Source organism: Limosilactobacillus coleohominis 101-4-CHN (assembly GCF_000161935.1).
GTDB classification, from domain to species: domain Bacteria; phylum Bacillota; class Bacilli; order Lactobacillales; family Lactobacillaceae; genus Limosilactobacillus; species Limosilactobacillus coleohominis_A.
In genome coordinates, this window is sequence record NZ_GG698802.1 from 399,994 (window position 1) to 418,611 (window position 18,618).

Below are 18,618 nucleotides of genomic sequence, written 5' to 3' on the forward strand. Positions count from 1 at the left end.
AAGGAATTTCAATCGTGATTACTGAAAAGGCACCAGGAAAACTTTATATCGCCGGTGAATATGCCGTTGTCGAAAATGGGTTCCCGGCGATTTTAGTTGCTTTAAATCAATTTGTGTATTGTTCAATCGAACCGTCGACAAATGGTACAGGAAAGATCGTTAGTCACCAATACCAGAATAATGCAGTGCAATGGCACCGCCAGGGTGATCAAATGATTGTAGATCAACGCGACAATCCGTTTTCATACATTCTGTCTGCAATTCAGGTCACTGAAGAATACGCCCGAACGCTCAACAAACCACTGGACGTTTACGATTTGCACATCGATAGTGAATTAGATTCCGCTTCTGGAAAGAAGTATGGGCTAGGCTCTTCAGCAGCCGTAACCGTGGCGACAGTCAAAGCCCTTTGTCAGTTCTATCACCTCCCAGTGAATAACGACCGGATCTTTAAACTCGCTGCCATCGCTCATTTTGCCGTTCAAGGCAATGGTTCCTTAGGTGATGTTGCCGCCTCAGTCTACGGTGGCTGGATTGCTTACCACTCCTTTGACCGGCAGTGGCTAGCAGAGCAACGTAAGTTTTTAGACTTGACTACTCTCCTTAACCTTCCCTGGCCAAATCTCAAAATTGAAACGCTGACTGCTCCTGCCAATTTAGCACTAGTGATTGGGTGGACAGGCAAACCTGCTTCAACATCACAATTAGTGGATAAGATTTCTTTATTTAAAGCTCGTCAGCAAGCCCAGTACCAAGAATTTCTCAATGCCAGTCGACAATGTATTCAACGAATGATTAATGGCTTTCACGCTGGAAGTCTGGAAATGATCCAAACCGAAATTCGTTATAATCGTTCCCTCTTACAAGAATTAGCTCGGCGCTCGGGAGTGCAAATTGAAACTCCAGTATTAAAGCAGCTCTGTCAAATTGCGGAACAGTTCGGCGGCGCTGCAAAAACTTCCGGTGCTGGTGGTGGTGATTGTGGAATTGTTGCAATTGATGCCCAAGCTGATTTGCAATCCATGATTAACCAGTGGACGGCAGAAAATATTGAACATCTCCCACTCGCTGTCCACTTCATGAACAATGTTCATCGTTACACGATTAAATTAAAATAATGGAGTATCTAATCTATGATTCCAGAACATGCAAAAAGGAAAAATGAACACCTCTCCCTCGCGGAAAAATTTTATGATCAAACGCACCACCAGCATCCGTTTGACCAGGTTCGTTTACTCCCTAACGCTCTCCCGGAAACGGCGGTTGCCGATGTGAAACCAGCCATTAAAATTGGTCGGCTTCACATGCAATGGCCCTTTTATTTTGAAGCGATGACTGGTGGTAGCGATCAAGCTAAGAAAGTTAACACTGCATTGGCAAGAGTCGCACAAAAAACTGGTCTTGCCATGGCAACAGGATCCTTATCCATTACCTTTAAGCTCCCGCAATTTAATGATTCATTTAAGACCGTGCGGAAAATTAATCCAGACGGAATCGTCATCGCGAATCTTGGTGCAAACGTGACAGTTGAGCAAGCACAACAAGCCATTGATTTGCTGCACGCGGATGCTCTAGAGATCCATCTTAATAGTACACAAGAAATTGTGATGCCCGAAGGTGAACGAAGTTTCCGGTGGGCAGCAAATATTAAGAAGCTCATCCAACACCTTGATGTGCCGATTATTGTGAAAGAAGTTGGCTTTGGCATGACCAAAGAAAACTTAACCAGCTTAAAAAAGCTTGGCGTATCACTTGTCAACATTTCAGGTCGTGGTGGTACAAATTTTGTCAAGATTGAAGATCGGCGTAATCATGATGCTAGTTTTGCGGATCTTTACCAATGGGGATTAACTACTCCTGAATCACTGTTCGAGGCACAGATGGTCAAAGATCTAACCGTGATTGCTTCCGGTGGAATTACCTGTCCTCTTGATGTCATCAAAGCTGGCGTGATGGGGGCGCAAGCAGTCGGTGTTGCTGGTTATTTTCTCCATGAATATTACCAAAATGGTGAAGATGGATTACTGCAAACAGTACTCAACTGGCAAGAAGAGCTTAAAAGAATTATGACGATTCTGGGCTGTCAGCACTTTAACGATTTACCTCAAGTTTCCCATGTCTACGGTGCAGATTTACAAAATTACATCCAACAACGATTATAAAAATTAAAATAGCGCTATGCCATAAGTATTTTTAGCAAGTTGAATACGAACTCAAACTGCGCGGTACGAAACTGGGCTCCAGTGCTCGGTAAAATCCGAACTCTGGAGCCCTATTTGCGCTCGCGGAGGCGTGAAAACGAAGCCATAAATGGCTTCTATCACGCTCCCATTTCCTACTAATTAATATTAATGGTCATTTTAACACTCTTCGAAACTGTTTGATAAACTGTCGAAACATGCAAAACAAAATCGACAAATTCCTGTTGTTCTTCTGGTGTCAACGATGTATCAAAACTAAGGTTAATCGTCATTTGGTCCACCACTGACTTAGCATGGCCCAGATCCTTAGTTTCTGCATGGGTTGTTACCCGAAAATTAGTGACCGGATACTGCTTACTCTTAATCACCATTCCGGCGGACATTGCAATACAAGAATTAACCTCGCCCGTTAAATACTCCACCGGGTTTGGTCCTGCGTCAGTACCATCGCTCTTCACATCATCCGCAAAAAAGATATGACCCCGCGCTTGATTCTTTAATTGCCACTCTTCTGCTTGCAAATCAGTTGTAACTCGATATTCGCCCATCTTTATTCCTCCTTAAAATCGCAGTCCCTTCGGAAAGAAATTCTTAATGGTTCCATTAACCATTTTACCAAACCCCACTGAATGATGTTCACAAACCAGCAAATACCAACCATTGGGTAATGATTGTTCGATCCGCAGAACATCCCCATGGACATACTGACGCCACTGATCCTTGGTGATAACAAGGTGGTTGGTTACTTCTTCTGGCTGGCAACTAAATGCCAACGCTAACGAGGGTTCAAAACGGTTCTTTTTTAAAGTTCCCAAATGGAGCCCCGGGGTTTGAACTTGTAAATTAGTAAGCTCCACCATTCCATCTGGTAATGAATATAATTGATCACCAAATTTCACAAGGTGTGTAAACGATTGGCTCGGAAGATACTCGTCTTGAAATGCCATGAACATTTGCCGTTCATCCTTAGTTGGACGACCATTATTCGTAGAGCCGCGACGTTTCTTCTTGCGTTGATTACGCTGACGCTGCTTGAATGGTTCTCCTACTGACTGGTCACGTAAATGCAACTTAGCGATAAAGTGACCCTCCCCTCTGTAATGATGAGGGAAAAGGCGCACTGCCTTAGCTAGCTCCGGGTTGCCGTCAGCCCAATCAGGACGGCCATTATCCATTCCAGGGAATTTCCTAATATCCACCATTTCAAGGCCAGGATATTCTTTTAACAACCAAGCAATATTTTGTTCGTCCTCTTCAGGAGCGAACGTACAGGTAGAATATACCAGGGTTCCACCAGCCTTCAGCATCTTAAGTGCTGACTGTAAAATCTTCCGCTGCCGATTGGCACATTCAGCCGGATAATCAGGATTCCAATACGTAATCCCGGCTGGTTCTTTTCGGAACATTCCTTCACCAGAGCAGGGAGCATCCACTAAGATCCGATCAAAAAAAGCCGGAAAGTGTTGTTCCAAACTATCTGGTCGTTCATTCAAGACAACCGTATTCTTGGTTCCCCACCGCTCAAGGTTAGAGGCCAAGATTTGTGCCCGTTTCTTAAAAATTTCGTTTGCAACTAACAAACCCTGATCGTGCATTTTGGCAATTAAATGGGTGCTTTTCCCGCCCGGGGCAGCACATAAATCTAAGACCCGTTCACCTGGTTGCGGGTCGACAACTTCACCAACGTACATTGCGGATGGCTCTTGGCTATATACCCACCCCGTAACATGATCAAGTGAACGGCCATCAACCGAACCATAGTAACCATCTGGTACTGCAGGAACCTTGCCGTCAGCACCATCAATCGTCGCTGTCGGGCTGCCATTTTTAAGCGGATTTTGACGAAAGCCGCTCGTGCTTGGCTGATTAAACGATGCTAGAAAGGCAGCGGCTTCATCCCCTAATAATTGTTGATATTTATTTTTAAAAGCTTCTGGTAAGTCCATGCAATCCCTCTTTTAATTTAAATTCACTCTATTTTACCATTTTCGAACGTACTGCCGTGGATGATTAGCAATTGGCCGCTGATAATTACCGATAAATTTGAACTGGGAATTCGTTTGATGCTGGTTATCAGCCGCCTCCACCGCATCCAGTGGGACTGGCACATTCATTTTCAAATCAGGAACATAGCTGCCACTTTGGTAATTAATCCGAATTCCCGGTTCAACGTTAAAAAGGTAAACGTTGAAATTTAACTGGCCATTGGTCGAAATTGCTTGCAAATTAATTCCCCGCGGTACTAATTCTCGATCACGAAAAATTGGGGTAACTTGATAAATTACCCGCTGACCATGCTCAATCGCATGCCGGACTTTCGTTTCATAAATAGTCTGTACTTCCTGATTAACAAAATCAGTTTCCGTAAATAAATTTTGCGGATTATTTTGGTCACCAACCATTGTCGGCTGGTACTTTCCTGTATCAGAATTAATCCCTGCCGTCAGTGAATAGGCAATCAGATGGCCCCGATTATACACTAGGTTGCCACCATAATTATCATGCCAACCGGCTGGTTGAGCGTTCTGATCCGATCGCAAAGATGTATCCGCATGATTGTGTTGTTCTAAAAATGCGGTATTACCACGTGATGTCCGTCCCAAGTCATCAAGTGGCTGGTAATCAACCCGATTACTAGTCCAAGACCGGGGATTCAACGTAGATCGCCCATGATTAACGTAGGCAATGACAGATTGTCCTGGTTGATAATTCAGCGCTGCTAACGACTGCCGTTGATGGTCAGTGATACCACCGACCACGCTCGCTGATCGTGAATCCTGTTGAGCAAACTGACTACGTTGACTAAGCGCATGATGAGCTTGGTAAGCAATCGTGCCCCCTTCACCAAGTAATGCCCCCACGATCAGTAACAGGAAATATTTACTTGATTTTTGCCAAAAGTTCACTTCTGGTCCTCACTTTCCAAATCAATAACCATCATATTGTAGCGGATTTTTTATTGAGGAGCCATTGTTTAGGCATAAATTATCATTTTCATAAGGACTAAAAAGAGGCGCTGTGACATAAGTAATTCTAGCAAGTTGAATATGAACTGCGCGGTACGCAAATGGGCTCCAGTGCTCGGTAAAACCGAACCCTGGAGCCCTATTTGCGCTCGCGGGGGCGTGAAAACGAAGCCATAAATGGCTTCTGTCACGCTCCCTCTATTCAATTAATGTTCTAGTTTCGGACTGAATTGCTTAACTCCTGTAGTGAGTCAATTCCCAACTTATCTAGTAAAGCTGGTAGTTGTTGGGCAATGTGTGGGCAAGCATTAATATCTTTAAAGTGCGCTGCTCCCACCGCCACGGCATTCGCACCAGCCATAAAGAATTCGACAACGTCCGCCGCTGTTTCAATTCCTCCCTGGCCAATAATTGGGAGTTTTGTTGCGTGGGCAACTTGGTAAACCATCCGCACAGCCAGTGGTTTAATTGCGGTACCGGAATAGCCTCCCATCCCGTTTCCGAGAACAGGTTTGCGCGTTTCAATATCAATGTGTAATCCTAAAACCGTATTGATCAAGCTTAGGCCGTCCGCGCCTCCTGCTTCTGCCGCCTTAGCAATCTCCACGATATCAGTAACATTGGGCGTTAACTTAACGTAAACGGGAACTGTTCCAGCAACATCCTTTACTGCTCGCGTAATTTTCTCCACAGCATGGGGATCCACACCAAAGGACATCCCACCATGGGCGACATTCGGACAAGAAACGTTGAGTTCTAAAGCATCTACTAAGCCGCTAGCCGCCAACTTAGTTGCCACAGTCACGTATTCAGTTAACGAGGCCCCGCCAACACTACCTAAAATTGGTAACGTTGAATAATTCGCACGCAGTTTAGGTAGCTTTTCTTTTATCACTACGTCCACGCCAGGATTAGTCAACCCGACTGAATTCATTACCCCGTCAGTTAATTTAGCAATTTGCGGTTGGGGGTTCCCAGTTGTGGCGTGAGGCGTGGTGGTCTTAATAGCAAGTGCGCCCAGTTGATTAAAGTCGACTTGGTCAGAACCCCATGCGTCGCCAAACCCAAAGGTCCCCGAAGCAGGCATCAATGGAGTAGACATGTTTAACCCCGGTAATTTAACAGCAATTTGATTAGTCATAGTAAAACTCCTCACGTTTTTACAATGCTTGAGTAGCAAATGAACGGTTTTCCAATGCCCGTAACAGTGCATCCACGGTGTCTAAGGCAGTCAACAATGGGACATTATGTTCAATGGCAGTTTGCCGAATAATAAAGCCATCCGATGTCTTTTGATAATCATGCCCCATCGTGTTAATAACGATGTCAACCTCATTCCTGATCGCGTCAAGAATATTATGCTGTCCTGCTTCATGGAGCTTATCCACTACTTCGACATGCAGTCCATTTTTTTGAAGAAAATCGGCAGTTCCGCTTGTGGCGAGTAAACGGTAGCCGATTTTAGCAAACCGTTGGGCAATTGGTAAAATCGCTTGTTTATCATGATCTTCAATCGTAAGCAAAACGTTACCATTTTCTGGAAGTTTCATTTTAGCGCCCACAAAGGCTTTATATAAAGCTTTTTCAAAGGTTTCATCGCTGCCCATCACTTCCCCAGTTGATTTCATTTCGGGTCCTAAGAAGGCATCAACATCATCCAGTTTATTAAAGCTAAAGACTGGCGCCTTAACGTGAACTGTTTGCGGTTCGCGGTACAATCCATCTTGATAACCTTGGTTCTTCAATGATTCGCCGAGAATGACCCGGGTCGCGACCTGTGCCATTTCAATTCCCGTAATCTTACTGAGGAATGGGACCGTTCGACTAGCCCGTGGGTTAACTTCCAAAACGTAAGCTTCATGATTATGAATAATAAATTGAATGTTCATAATACCAATGCACTTCAGCGCAAGACATAATTTCTTGGTAGCGTCAACAATCTGTTGCTTAATATCTTGGTCAAAACTTTGTGGTGGATAGACCGCCATTGAATCACCAGAGTGAACCCCAGCGCGCTCAATATGCTCCATGATGCCAGGCAAGAGAACGTCTGTCCCATCACAAATGGCATCAACTTCACATTCGCGTCCTTCAAGATATGCATCAATTAAAATGGGATGATCAGCTGCCACGTTAGCGTTATCTTGCAGGTATTGTTCCAGCTCCGTTTCGTTATAAACGATTTCCATCGCTTTACCCCCCAGAACATAACTTGGCCGGACTAATACTGGATAACCAATTTTGGTTGCTGCCGCAATGACCCCTTCATGAGTCGTTGCTGTCAAACCAACGGGTTGCTTCAACTGCAGATCCTTAATAACTTGATCAAAGACCCGTCGATCTTCTGCTGCGTCCAAATCTTGCACGCTGGTACCCAGAATTTTAATTCCATGTTGGTCCAACCCCGCAGCAAGGTTAATGGCAGTTTGCCCACCGAATTGAACAATTACTCCTGCTGGTTGTTCTAAGTCACAAACATTTAAAACATCTTCTAAGGTTAACGGTTCGAAGTATAACTTATCTGAAATTGAAAAGTCTGTAGAAACCGTTTCGGGATTTGAATTCATTACAATTGCCTCATACCCATGCCGTTGAATTGCTTTAACACAGTGAACGGTGGCGTAGTCAAATTCAACCCCTTGACCAATTCGAATGGGCCCGGAACCAATTACCAAAATTGCCGGTTTAGCTGAGCGGTGACTTTCATTTTCATGATCATAAGTACTGTAAAAGTATGGCGTTGTCGAAGCAAATTCAGCCGCACAGGTATCCACCATCTTATAAACAGGGACAATTCCATTGGCAAGCCGTAATTGACGGACGGCATCCACTGTAGTTCCCCAAAGATGAGCGATTGTCTCGTCGCTAAAGCCGTACTGCTTGGCTTGTTTCAAAACTTTCAGGTCATGCGGCTGATTTTCAATTGTGGTTTCCAATTCCACTAAATGTTGAACAATATCCAAAAAGTAATAGTTAATTTTGGTTAATTCGTGAATATCTTCAATTGAATAACCACGGCGGAACGCTTCCGCAATATAGAATAATCGATCATCCTGCGCATGGACCAGTTTATCTTCTAATTCAACATCCGTTGCCTGATGAGCCGCCGGTAAATAGAAATCTTTCGTATCAATTTCCAGAGACCGGACCGCCTTTTGAAAAGCCTCTTCGGCATTCTTGCCGATAGCCATGACTTCTCCCGTGGCTTTCATTTGGCTACCTAATATCCGATCAGCCCGCGTAAATTTATCAAACGGCCACCGCGGAATCTTGCAAACAACATAGTCGAGTGCTGGTTCAAATTCTGCATAGGTGGTACCGGTAACGGGGTTAATAATTTCATCCAATGTCAACCCCACTGCAATTTTAGCCGCCATTTTAGCAATTGGATAACCAGTCGCTTTAGAAGCTAATGCTGATGACCGGGAAACCCGTGGGTTAACTTCAATCACATCATAGTGGTAACTATTTGGATCCAGGGCCAGTTGAACATTGCAACCCCCTTCGATTTTCAATGCACGAATCAGCTTGAGAGCACAATCCCGTAGCATTTGGTATTCACGATCCGATAAGGTTTGGTTGGGAGCAAAGACGATGGAATCACCAGTGTGGATTCCCACTGGATCAAAGTTTTCCATACAACATACCACCATCGCATCATCTTTGGCATCCCGCATTACTTCAAATTCGATTTCTTTATACCCGGCAATGGATTTTTCAATTAAACACTGGGTGACCGGTGATAAATCAAGCCCGTTAGCCGCGATAATTTTCATTTCATCATCGTCATGACACATTCCGCCACCAGTACCACCCATTGTAAAAGCCGGCCGAACAATCACTGGGTAGCCAATTTGATGGGCAAATGCTAATGCTTCGTCAACTGTTGAGACTGTTTGCGAGGCCGGTACTGGTTCATGCAATTGTTGCATTAGTTCCTTAAAGCGTTCCCGATCTTCCGCCTGGTCAATCGAATCTAATTTAGTCCCCAGCAATTGGATTCCTAATTCATCTAAAAGACCGGTCTTAGCAAGCGCCACAGCTAAGTTCAAGCCAATCTGACCACCTAATGTTGGTAAGATGGCATCCGGGTATTCCTGGCGGATAATTCGGGAAACTGATTCAACCGTCAACGGTTCAATATAAACGTGATCAGCAATTTCATTATCCGTCATAATGGTTGCTGGATTTGAATTAACGAGGACCGTTTCATAGCCCTCTTCTTTAAGAGCTAAGCAGGCTTGAGTCCCCGAATAATCAAATTCTGCAGCTTGACCAATGATAATGGGGCCGGAGCCAAAGACCATAATCTTATGAATATCCTTGCGTTTAGGCATAATTAACGTTCCTCCTTTTGCTGATCAACCATATTGATAAAATCGTCAAACAATGCGTCTGCATCGTGGGGACCAGGAGCTGCATCTGGGTGAAATTGCACTGAAAATGCTGGATAATGCTTGTGCCGCAGTCCTTCCACCGTCCCATCGTTCACTTCCTCATGAGTGATTAACAATTGGTTCTTATCAATGGAGTTGGCATCGACTGCATATCCGTGATTTTGGGAGGTAAACGCGATCTTACCCGTTGCAATATCTCTGACCGGATGATTAAACCCACGATGACCAAATTTCATCTTGTAAGTTTGGGCCCCATTAGCTAACGCAAAGATTTGGTGACCCATACAAATGCCAAAGAGGGGAAAATGCCGCTCAATTTCCGCCACCATTTTTACTGCGGCGGTCATTTCTTCCGGATCACCGGGACCGTTGCTTAACAGGACACCATCCGGATTAAGGTTCATGATTTGTTGGGCCGTGGTTGAACAAGGCACCACAATCACGTTACAGTCACGTTTGGCTAATTCCCGAAGAATACTGTGCTTGATTCCAAAATCAACGACCACAATGTTGCGCTTCGTTCCTGGATTCGGGTATGCGGACTTGGTGGAGACTTTTTGAATAATCCCCTTGGTTGGTTGCACCTGCTTTAAGTGTGCAATCACTTCATCTACCTGTTCAACACTATCCACAATCGTGCCCCGCAAGGTTCCATGTTCGCGCAATTGACGGACCAATTCACGAGTGTCAATTCCTTGCAATCCCGGAATATTATTTTGCTTTAAGAAATGCGGTAAAGTATCCTGCATCCGCCAACTGCTGGGATGCCGTGCTAATTGCCGACAAATTACTCCTTTAATCTGTGGTTCCAAGCTTTCCAAGTCATCAAGATTGACCCCATAGTTACCGATTAATGGGTTAGTAAATACCAGGATTTGGTTGGCATAAGACTGGTCGGTAATTGATTCCTGATAGCCCGTCATTCCAGTGTTAAAAACTACTTCCCCAATAGTTGAAACCGCGGCACCAAATCCTTCACCGGCAAATACACTACCATCTTCTAAAACTAAGTATCGCTTCATATTAATTTTCCTTTCGTTGGTAAACTACTTGCCCATCAACTAAAGTCATTACGGTCGTACCGTAAACTTCATCACCAGTAAATGGGGTATTAATGCCCTTTGATTTATAATCGTTAGCATGAATCGTGGCCGGATGGTCAATATCAAAAATAGCGATATCGGCTGGCTTTCCCGGTTCCAAATGGCCAGCCTGTTCAAGGTGGAACAAGTCAGCTGGCTTAGCTGTCATTAAGTCAATCAGTTTTGAGAGGGAAATAATTCCAGGCTGCACCAACTTAGTGTAGAGTTCACTAAAGGCGGTTTCGCTGCCGGTGATCCCATTGGCCGCACGACGGAAATCAGCTGGCTTATCCGCAACCGTGTGGGGAGCATGATCAGTAGCAATCATGTCGATCGTCCCGTCTTGTAAACCTTGAATTAATGCTTGCCGATCAGCTGCCGTCCGCAGTGGTGGATTCATTTTGTAGTTTGTATCATGACCATCAATATCATCAACCGTCAAAAGCAAATGGTGTGGTGAGGCTTCGCAGGTTACGTTTACCCCTTGCTGCTTAGCAAAACGGACCATTTCAATACTTTCTTTTGTGGAAACGTGGCAAATGTGATAATGAACTCCTGTCGCCTTAGCCAAGACCAGGTCACGCGCTACTTGAGCTGACTCAGAAACACTGGGCGCACCTGGCAAGCTTAATTCCTTTGATCGTTGGCACTCAGTCATCACTCCACCAAACAGTAATGAATTGTCTTCAACATGAGCAGCTAGTGGTAAGCCGACATTGGCGGCTGCTTGCATTGCTCGATACATGGTTCCCGCTGTTTGCACCCCGGAACCATCATTGCTGACTGCAAAGGCGCCGGCTTTTTTTATACCAGCAAAGTCGACTAGTTGATCACCAGTCCGGCCCGTCGTGATTGTGGCAAATTGTTCAATATGCACAACCCCTTCTTGTTGATTCCTTTTGACCATTTCAGCAACCCGGTCAGGAGTATCCGGACTGGGGGTTAAATTGGGCATCGCACCGACGGTCGTAAAGCCACCATGGGCTGCCGCCAAAGAACCAGTCTTAATGGTCTCCTTTTGTGTTTCACCAGGATCACGGTAATGAACGTGCACGTCAACTAATCCTGGCGTAACTAGCATTCCCGTTGCATCGATTATTTTGTCGACTTCGTTTCCAAAACTCCCTGGTTTCCCAATCGCTTGAATCTTTTGTCCATCAATCAAAATGTCTGCACCAAGCAAACGACCATTTACATCAACTGTTCCATTGTGAATCAATGTTTTCATTAATTTAATCCTCCTAGGTGCCGGCCCCGTAGTACAGCTTCCAACATTGCCATCCGCATAAAGACACCATTTTGCATTTGACGGAAGAAAGCACTCTTTGGCGCTTCCACTAAATCACCTGCTAATTCCACATCGTGATTAATGGGACCGGGGTGCATGATCAGACATTCTGGCTTTAATCGATCATAACGAGCTTGGTTAATCCCGTATTCAGCATGATACTTGACTGCATCAAATTGGCTTTCGTTTGCATCACCGGCATGGCGTTCGTGTTGAACCCTGAGTAGCATCATAACGTCAACTTGATCAACCAATTCATCCAAGGGTCGATATTCTCCATAACGATCAAAAGCATGATCGTACCAATATTCAGGGCCTGAAAAGTAGACCTTGGCTCCCAACCGCGTCAAAATTTCCATATTGCTGCGTGCTACCCGCGAGTTAGTAATATCACCGACAATGGCCACTTTTAATCCCTGAAAGCTCCCGAAATGTTCGTGGATGGTCATCATATCTAGCAGGCTTTGGGACGGGTGCTGGCCACTTCCATCTCCGGCATTGACAATTCCGATATTAAGATGATGGTTGGCTGCTGGATGAATTAACGGTTCATAGTATTCGTTTTGTGAATCACGAATTACCGTCAAATCAACCCCCAGAGCATTCATCACTAAGCAGGTATCATACATGGTCTCACCCTTGCTTCGGGAACTGTGCGAACCATCAAACGGAATTTCGGTCAGGCCCAGCTTTTTTTCTGCCATGGCGAAGCTCGTGTGGGTGCGGGTTGAATTTTCAAAAAACATATTTGTTACGTATACCGGTTGCGTTAGCTGTGGCACTGCACCACCGTGCTTAAAGGATTCCGCTCGGTTAATTAGCGCCTTAATTTCCGGAACGGTTAGGTGTTCAACACTGACAAAATGAGGTAATGCTACTAAATCTTCAGTCATAATATTCTCCTCTATAAAAATAAAACCCGGTCGCAAAGATTGCTCCGGGAGATGGTTCACGCCTAGCGTGATTTTATTACCATCTTACCCTCTCTGGAGCACATTTAATGGTCGATTATTTGATTAAATTAATCTGATCGTGCTGATCAACTTCTGATAAATTAACTTGGACTTTTTCGTCGTTGGCAGTGGGGATATTTTTCCCAACAAAGTCTGGACGAATTGGCATTTCACGATGTCCCCGATCAACTAAGACTGCAATGCTAATTCGTTGTGGACGTCCCATATCCATTAAAGCATCCATTGCCGCCCGCATTGTCCGACCAGTGTAGAACACGTCATCCACTAAAACAATGTGCTGGTTGTCAATATTGGTCGAAATTTGGTTGGTTAATTGGCTGGCTTCTGAATTCTGCCGATCATCCCGATAAGCAGAAACATCAACTGCAAAGACTGGAACATGGGCTCCTTCTAGCTTTGTCATTTGATCCGCAATCCGTTTTGCAAGGAACTCTCCCCGAGTTTTGATGCCCACTAAAATTAGGTTATTAATTCCCTTGTTATTTTCAATAATTTCGTAGGTCAGTCGCGTCAGTGACCGTTGAATTGTTAAGTTGTCCGCAATTGTCTTTTCCATATGAACCACCTTTCGCTTTTCGATGTCCAATAAGAAAACCCCTAGCTACACCATCCGTGTAGTCTAGGGGTTGCGAGATAAAAACCTAGTCATGCTAAGTAATATTTAACCGCTCCTTACTAGCCTCACGGGACTAACTTAAAGGACATTGATTGCCAATATAATATAAAAAAAATTTAAGAATGTCAACGTCTTTTTAAAAAATAGTTATGATAAAATAATGACATAAACCAAAAAAAAGTAAGGAGACTAAATTGAAGGAACAATATCAATTAACTTTAAATGAACTGAAGCAACAATTTGGCATTCAAGACTGGACGACTGGGTTATCTAGTCAAGAAGCTGCTCAACGACTACAAGAAAATGGCCCCAACGAAATTGAAGTGAAGCCAACTCCTAAATGGAAAATTTTCTTACGTCAATACAACAACATTGTGATTTACATTTTGCTGGCCGCGACCTTATTAACAATCTTAATCGGTCACTATACCGATGCCGTGGTAATTGCTGCTGTAGTGATCTTAAACTCGCTAATTGGTTATTTTCAAGAAACCAGTGCTGCCAACGCTCTGGCAAAGATTAAAGAAATGATGGCCCAGCACGCCACGGTCTACCGTAATGGTGAACGGCAAGACGTCAACGCAGCGGATCTCGTAGTCGGCGACGTCGTCTTTCTTGAAGCCGGTGATAACGTTCCTGCGGACCTGCGAATCGTTTCGGCGGACAACCTACGGATTGAAGAATCCGCGTTAACTGGTGAAACAAACTCGGTCATCAAAACCGCGGAGCCGTTAGTCGATGACAATGTTCCCCTGGCCGAGCGGGTCAACATGGCATTTGCTTCCACATCGGTTACCAGCGGGAGCGGAATGGGAATCGTCGTGGCGACCGCTGAACAAACTGAAATTGGTAAGATTTCTCAAGAAGTCGCTCAAATCAAAGCGCAAAAGACCCCACTAACTAAGGAAATCGACTACGTTGGTAAGGTTGTTTCTTACATTACCATCATTGCCTCGGTGATCGTCTTTATCGTTGGCTTCTTCTTAAAAATTTACTCACTACCCGCTTTGGCACTGGCGGTCGTTGCCATGCTAGTTGGGGGCCATCCCCGAAGGATTACCAGCAATCGCCTCCGTGATTCTAGCCTTTGGAATTAGTAAAATGGCCAAACTATATAACACCATTATTAAGTCAATGCCTGCGGTGGAAACGTTAGGATCTGTCGACGTGATTGCGACAGATAAAACCGGAACGCTTACTAAGAACGAAATGAGCGCGACAGAGCTGTGGGTTGGCGATCATCATTATACGGTTAGTGGGAATGGTTACGCCCCGGTTGGTGAAATTACAACCGTTGGTCAACCCGCACCAATTACCAATGACTTGAAACTTTTTCTCGAAGCTGGTTATCAAGCTAATGATACAATTTTGACAGAAACGGATGGTAAATGGTCAATTAATGGTGAACCAACTGACGGTGCCTTTCTCACCCTTTATCGAAAGGCGCTCGGGGTCGATTATCAATCACCATATGAACCTGAGGATCTCTTGCCGTTCGACTCAGATTATCGCTACATCGCAGAATTAACCAAAAATCAAGAAAATGATCGTCAATATATTTTTGTTAAGGGATCACCTGATAAGCTTTTTGAAATGGCAACCAAAGGAAATCCGAACTTCGCACTGGATAAATGGCAGCAACGAGTTGCTGATTGGTCAGCGGATGGTAAACGGGTAATCGCCGTTGGTTATCGTGAAGTACCATATAATGAAACGCTAACTGATGTTGAACATGAACATCTTTTTGCAGGTATCAAATTCCTCGGATTAGCGGCACTGCGGGATGCACCTCGTAAAGAGGTCATTGCCGCCCTTAAAACCATGAATAATGCTGGGGTAGCCGTTAAAATGATTACTGGTGACGACCCAACAACTGCGCGAGCAATCGGGAAAGAGCTTGGTTTGGCACCGGGTGAAATTAACGCCATTACCGGTGCTGAATGGGACCAGCTACCAGAAGACGCTCGCCCAGATGTTGCCGATCAAACACAAGTCTTTGCACGAACGACGCCGCAAAATAAACTTGAGATTATTGAAGCGCTCCAAAAGAAGCAAAAAACAACCGCCATGGTTGGTGACGGTGTGAATGATGCCCCCGCCCTCAAAAAGGCTGATATTGGGGTTGCAATGGGGATTAAGGGAACGGACGTTGCTAAAGATTCAGCTGATATGATCCTCGGCGATGATAACTTTGCCACAATGGCGGCAGTTATTAAAGAAGGACGACGAATCTACGACAACATTAAACGAAGCATTCTCTTCCTGCTTCCAACTTCCTTTGCGGAAGGATTAGTGGTCGCCTTTTCACTGTTAACTGGACAGGAGGTTCCACTACAACCTTCTCAATTATTATGGATCAACTTGATTTCCGCAATCACTATTCAGTTTGCCTTTGTCTTTGAGCCAGCTGCCAAGGGGATTATGAATCGTAAACCACGACCGGTCCATCAACGACTGATGGATCGACATGATCTAATTCAAATGGGATATGTTGCAGCCTTAATGGCAATCTTTGCCTTAGTCGGCTATGACTGGTTTATTCATGCTGGAGCAGATACAATTAATGCTACGACAATGATGGTAAACACAATTGTTTTCAGTAAAATCTTCTACTTCTTCAGTATTCGAACTGATGACTATGGTGCTCACCGTCTTAACAGCATTACTACTAAAGCTTGGGGAGTCATCATCCTAATGATTGGCTTCCAGTTAATCCTTACTTACGTTCCCTTCATGCAAAGTGTTTTCCACGTTGAAGGGTTAAGTATCATTGAATGGATTGCCGTAATTATCTTTGCCGCCCTGACCTTCATTTTGGCAGAGCTAGATAAATTGATTATGGCTATTCGCCAACGATAGTTTTATTTTAAAAAAGGCGAGACAATTATGTCTCGCCTTTTTATATTCCTATTTCACCGGTTGTTTAAATAAATCATTAAATGCTTCCGCCATTGTTGGATGAGTATAAATCATGTCACGAAGCATTTCATATGACAAGTGGCCCTTCATCGCTAGCGCAATCGTATTAATTAATTCGTGAGATTCTTCCGCATAAATCGTTGCTCCTAAAATCTCATGTGAATCTTGGTCAACAATCGCCTTAAAAATACCTCGTTGGTCTTCAATTACCCGTGCTTTGGGAATCGAATTAGCCATTAATTTGAAGACCAATACCTTCTTTCCCGCCTGCCGGGCTTCTTCTTCGGTCATCCCAACACTTGATAGTGGTGGTGTAATAAACGTACTGTGAGGAACGACATTACGGTCTGCTGTGGTCCGCTGCCCATCACCAAATAGCTGATCCTTGACAATCCGGAAATCATCAAGTGAGATGTAGGTAAATTGGGGACCACCATTCACGTCACCCAATGCCCATACATTATTAACGGTCGTTTTAAGGTGCTGATCAACCTCAATCGCACCGCGCTTGGTTAATTCAATGTCGGTATTTTCAAGCCCAAGGTCACTAGTATTTGGTCTTCTGCCAGTTGCAACTAACAGTACATCAAATTCTTGTTCACTTATTTGACCGTTTTGGCGATAATTAATCGTTATATCATGATCTGTCGGATGAACACTTTGTAATTCACTGTTTAATTCAACATGAATGCCAGATGCTTTTAAGTCATTCGCTACTAATTTAGCTGCTTCCGGCTCCGTACGTCCCAGCAGCTGATCATGATGATCAAAAATGGTAACACCACTTCCATAGCTGTTAAACATTTCTGCAAATTCTAGGCCAATGTGCCCACCACCTAGGATTGCTAAACGTTTGGGCAAACTAGGTAGTGTCATCGCCTCTTTAGACGTTACAACGCGTTTGCCTAACTGTAATCCGGAAATGTTAGGAATGATTGGCTGCGCCCCAGTATTAATAAAGATCCGTTCACCTTCAACGGTTACTTCAGTGCCATCAGCCTTGCGTACACTGATTTGATGATTACTGTTAAACGTTGCCTTACCATCAAGGACCGTGATTGTCGGTTCATCAGCAAGCATGTGGTAGTTCTTGTTCCGCAATTGAGCGGTCATTTCACCCCGTCGTGAAACGGCTTCAGTAAATGGCACATTCCTCTGACCATTTAAAATTAAGTTCTTTGATGGCAGACAGCCGATATTGATACAGGTACCGCCGTACATTTGATTGGATTGTTCAATTACTAACACTTCTTCATGCTGGGTGGCTAAAAACTTAGCAAGTGTTTTACCACCCTTACCAAAGCCAACAACAATATTTTGGTAACGTTTTGTCATGGTGTCGCCTCCTGAATATTTCAGCTTAATAGCTTACTTTTAATAAGTATTTCAAATTCAGTATACATAATTTCTAGGTATTTGGCAATTAATTGATATGCCAAATTATTGCTAAAGCCAAAAGTAAAGTCTTAAATTAATGAAATAGCGAAGAACAGTTGCTTAATCATATTTTCCGCCACACACATATTTCAAAATTAGCGGAATTGGAAGTCCCGCTTTATGTGATTCAAAAACGAGTTTGGCACTCTCATTTTAATATTACGCAAGAAATTTATTTGCACGTAACTAACAATGCTGAAAAAGAATTAATCAATAAGCTAAATGACTTTTAAATCAAAAATCCCCCTAGAGTCCCCCCCTAAAGCAAAAAAGACCGCCTCACCAAAAGTGAGACGGTCTTTGTCATTTTGATAAACCCTTGTGTACCAAGGGTTTAGACTACTTAACGTCGCGGCGCTTTTCAGCAATCCGGGTAGCCTTACCAGTACGTTCACGTAAGTAGTACAACTTAGCACGACGTACACGACCATGGCGGATAACATCAATCTTTTCAACACGTGGTGTGTGAAGAGGGAATGTCCGTTCAACACCAACACCGTTACTGATCTTACGAACAGTGTAGGTAGCTGAAATACCTGAACCATGGCGCTTAATAACAACACCTTCAAACATTTGAACACGTTCACGTGAACCTTCAACAATCAAGGCGTGAACACGTACTGTATCACCGGCACGAAAATCAGGAATATCATCCCGAAGTTGACTTGCAGTGATCTTTTCGATCAATTGATTTTGACGCATATCTTTTCTTTCCTTTCGCCGACATTCATTCTTTCC

At 44.0% G+C, this 18,618-nt stretch carries 14 protein-coding genes and 1 pseudogene; 4 read left to right on the plus strand and 11 right to left on the minus strand.

The window, feature by feature from the left end; translation table 11 throughout:
• The first annotated feature begins 14 nt into the window (after positions 1 to 14).
• Both HMPREF0501_RS02010 and fni read left to right on the plus strand, forming a co-directional pair.
• Positions 15 to 1,118: a phosphomevalonate kinase gene (locus HMPREF0501_RS02010; RefSeq protein ID WP_006916148.1), complete on the plus strand. Its 1,104-nt coding sequence runs from the start codon at positions 15 to 17 to the stop codon at positions 1,116 to 1,118.
• 15 nt (positions 1,119 to 1,133) lie between these two features.
• Complete coding sequence (gene fni / locus HMPREF0501_RS02015) at positions 1,134 to 2,162, plus strand: type 2 isopentenyl-diphosphate Delta-isomerase (protein ID WP_006916149.1); 1,029 nt, start codon at positions 1,134 to 1,136, stop codon at positions 2,160 to 2,162.
• 176 nt (positions 2,163 to 2,338) lie between these two features.
• Here fni and HMPREF0501_RS02020 read toward each other — a convergent pair whose 3' ends face one another.
• From HMPREF0501_RS02020 to pyrR, 9 genes are all read right to left on the minus strand, one after another.
• Positions 2,339 to 2,749, minus strand: coding sequence for an OsmC family protein (locus HMPREF0501_RS02020; RefSeq protein ID WP_006916150.1), 411 nt, complete (start codon positions 2,747 to 2,749; stop codon positions 2,339 to 2,341).
• 12 nt (positions 2,750 to 2,761) lie between these two features.
• Positions 2,762 to 4,147: an RsmB/NOP family class I SAM-dependent RNA methyltransferase gene (locus tag HMPREF0501_RS02025; protein ID WP_006916151.1), complete on the minus strand. Its 1,386-nt coding sequence runs from the start codon at positions 4,145 to 4,147 to the stop codon at positions 2,762 to 2,764.
• A gap of 33 nt (positions 4,148 to 4,180) precedes the next feature.
• Positions 4,181 to 5,107 (minus strand): DNA/RNA non-specific endonuclease, encoded by a 927-nt coding sequence (locus tag HMPREF0501_RS02030; RefSeq protein ID WP_006916152.1) that lies wholly within the window; start codon positions 5,105 to 5,107, stop codon positions 4,181 to 4,183.
• A gap of 274 nt (positions 5,108 to 5,381) precedes the next feature.
• Positions 5,382 to 6,308, minus strand: a complete 927-nt coding sequence (locus HMPREF0501_RS02035; RefSeq protein ID WP_006916153.1) for a dihydroorotate dehydrogenase — start codon at positions 6,306 to 6,308, stop codon at positions 5,382 to 5,384.
• A 19-nt stretch (positions 6,309 to 6,327) separates the two neighbouring features.
• Positions 6,328 to 9,504, minus strand: coding sequence for a carbamoyl-phosphate synthase large subunit (gene carB, locus HMPREF0501_RS02040; RefSeq protein ID WP_006916154.1), 3,177 nt, complete (start codon positions 9,502 to 9,504; stop codon positions 6,328 to 6,330).
• 2 nt (positions 9,505 to 9,506) lie between these two features.
• The gene (locus HMPREF0501_RS02045) at positions 9,507 to 10,586 is read right to left on the minus strand and encodes a carbamoyl phosphate synthase small subunit (RefSeq protein ID WP_006916155.1); all 1,080 of its coding nucleotides are present in this window, start codon (positions 10,584 to 10,586) and stop codon (positions 9,507 to 9,509) included.
• Between the two features lies 1 nt (position 10,587).
• Positions 10,588 to 11,874: a dihydroorotase gene (locus HMPREF0501_RS02050; protein WP_006916156.1), complete on the minus strand. Its 1,287-nt coding sequence runs from the start codon at positions 11,872 to 11,874 to the stop codon at positions 10,588 to 10,590.
• Complete coding sequence (locus HMPREF0501_RS02055; RefSeq protein WP_006916158.1) at positions 11,874 to 12,827, minus strand: aspartate carbamoyltransferase catalytic subunit; 954 nt, start codon at positions 12,825 to 12,827, stop codon at positions 11,874 to 11,876. Before HMPREF0501_RS02055 ends, HMPREF0501_RS02050 begins: the two co-directional genes overlap by 1 nt.
• Positions 12,828 to 12,942: 115 nt before the next feature.
• A complete protein-coding gene (gene pyrR, locus HMPREF0501_RS02060) occupies positions 12,943 to 13,464 on the minus strand; it encodes a bifunctional pyr operon transcriptional regulator/uracil phosphoribosyltransferase PyrR (protein WP_040455746.1) in 522 nt (173 codons plus the stop codon).
• Between the two features lie 254 nt (positions 13,465 to 13,718).
• Between pyrR and HMPREF0501_RS02065 the strand changes: the two are divergent.
• Positions 13,719 to 16,383: pseudogene (locus HMPREF0501_RS02065) on the plus strand (HAD-IC family P-type ATPase).
• 48 nt (positions 16,384 to 16,431) lie between these two features.
• Here HMPREF0501_RS02065 and HMPREF0501_RS02070 read toward each other — a convergent pair.
• Complete coding sequence (locus tag HMPREF0501_RS02070; protein ID WP_006916163.1) at positions 16,432 to 17,778, minus strand: FAD-dependent oxidoreductase; 1,347 nt, start codon at positions 17,776 to 17,778, stop codon at positions 16,432 to 16,434.
• A 158-nt stretch (positions 17,779 to 17,936) separates the two neighbouring features.
• Between HMPREF0501_RS02070 and HMPREF0501_RS08690 the strand changes: the two genes are divergently transcribed.
• Complete coding sequence (locus tag HMPREF0501_RS08690) at positions 17,937 to 18,113, plus strand: tyrosine-type recombinase/integrase (protein ID WP_006916164.1); 177 nt, start codon at positions 17,937 to 17,939, stop codon at positions 18,111 to 18,113.
• A gap of 106 nt (positions 18,114 to 18,219) precedes the next feature.
• Here the strand turns inward: HMPREF0501_RS08690 and rplS are convergent, their stop codons facing one another.
• Entirely contained in the window at positions 18,220 to 18,582 is a 363-nt protein-coding gene (rplS, locus tag HMPREF0501_RS02075; protein ID WP_006916165.1) for a 50S ribosomal protein L19, read from the minus strand.
• Positions 18,583 to 18,618: the final 36 nt, after the last annotated feature.

Bases quoted from the DNA above. Each gene is read 5' to 3' on its own strand.
- HMPREF0501_RS02050 (WP_006916156.1), bottom strand. From the start codon at position 11,874: ATGAAAACATTGATTCACAATGGAACAGTTGATGTAAATGGTCGTTTG.
- HMPREF0501_RS02070 (WP_006916163.1), bottom strand. From the start codon at position 17,778: ATGACAAAACGTTACCAAAATATTGTTGTTGGCTTTGGTAAGGGTGGT.
- HMPREF0501_RS02055 (WP_006916158.1), bottom strand. From the start codon at position 12,827: ATGACTGAAGATTTAGTAGCATTACCTCATTTTGTCAGTGTTGAACAC.
- HMPREF0501_RS02025 (WP_006916151.1), bottom strand. From the start codon at position 4,147: ATGGACTTACCAGAAGCTTTTAAAAATAAATATCAACAATTATTAGGG.
- rplS (WP_006916165.1), bottom strand. From the start codon at position 18,582: ATGCGTCAAAATCAATTGATCGAAAAGATCACTGCAAGTCAACTTCGG.
- fni (WP_006916149.1), top strand. From the start codon at position 1,134: ATGATTCCAGAACATGCAAAAAGGAAAAATGAACACCTCTCCCTCGCG.
- carB (WP_006916154.1), bottom strand. From the start codon at position 9,504: ATGCCTAAACGCAAGGATATTCATAAGATTATGGTCTTTGGCTCCGGC.
- HMPREF0501_RS02035 (WP_006916153.1), bottom strand. From the start codon at position 6,308: ATGACTAATCAAATTGCTGTTAAATTACCGGGGTTAAACATGTCTACT.
- HMPREF0501_RS02020 (WP_006916150.1), bottom strand. From the start codon at position 2,749: ATGGGCGAATATCGAGTTACAACTGATTTGCAAGCAGAAGAGTGGCAA.
- pyrR (WP_040455746.1), bottom strand. From the start codon at position 13,464: ATGGAAAAGACAATTGCGGACAACTTAACAATTCAACGGTCACTGACG.
- HMPREF0501_RS02045 (WP_006916155.1), bottom strand. From the start codon at position 10,586: ATGAAGCGATACTTAGTTTTAGAAGATGGTAGTGTATTTGCCGGTGAA.